1 protein-coding gene is annotated in these 607 nt (G+C 48.8%); it reads left to right on the forward strand.

Annotated features, from left to right (window positions below; translation table 11 throughout):
* Positions 1-26: 26 nt before the first annotated feature.
* The coding region (iscB, locus tag DWX75_RS11880; RefSeq protein WP_255424279.1) for an RNA-guided endonuclease IscB at positions 27-607 on the forward strand (581 nt) is incomplete at its 3' end.

Genomic DNA, 607 nt, shown 5'->3' on the forward strand with positions numbered 1-607 from the left:
AGGCAAAGCTGGTGTCGAGGTTCCCTATGGTTATCCAACTGAATAAGGTGGTGGATATTCCAAATACCGACGAAATCCGTTGCGGTATCGACGACGGTGCGAACCATGTTGGTATTGCTCTAGTGCAGAAGTGCCAGACTCGCAACAAAGTGCTCTTTAAGGGCATAATCGAGCAACGCAAGGACGTAAAGAAAAAAATTGAGCAGCGTCGTAGCTATCGTCGTTACCACAGGTATCATAAGCATTATCGCCCTGCAAGGTTCAACAATCGTGCCTCATCAAGACGCAGCGGGAGGCTTATGCCATCCATTATTCAACGCAAGCAGGCAACCCTGAGGGTTATTGATCGATTACGTCAGTGGATTCGCATGGATGGGTACTGGCTTGAGGACGTAAAGATTGACATGCGGGCACTGACTGATGGCTATAAACCGTATCACTGGCAGTATCAGAAATCGAACCGTCTGGACACCAACCTCCGTATTGCGACAATCTTTCGTGACAACTGCAAGTGCATGGAATGCGGCAAGGAAAATACCCGCTTCGAGGTACATCACATCACTCCCAAAAAGAAAGGCGGGGCCGACACGATCAGCAATCTGATTAC

This window comes from Mitsuokella sp. AF21-1AC (assembly GCF_003458855.1).
GTDB lineage: Bacteria > Bacillota > Negativicutes > Selenomonadales > Selenomonadaceae > Mitsuokella.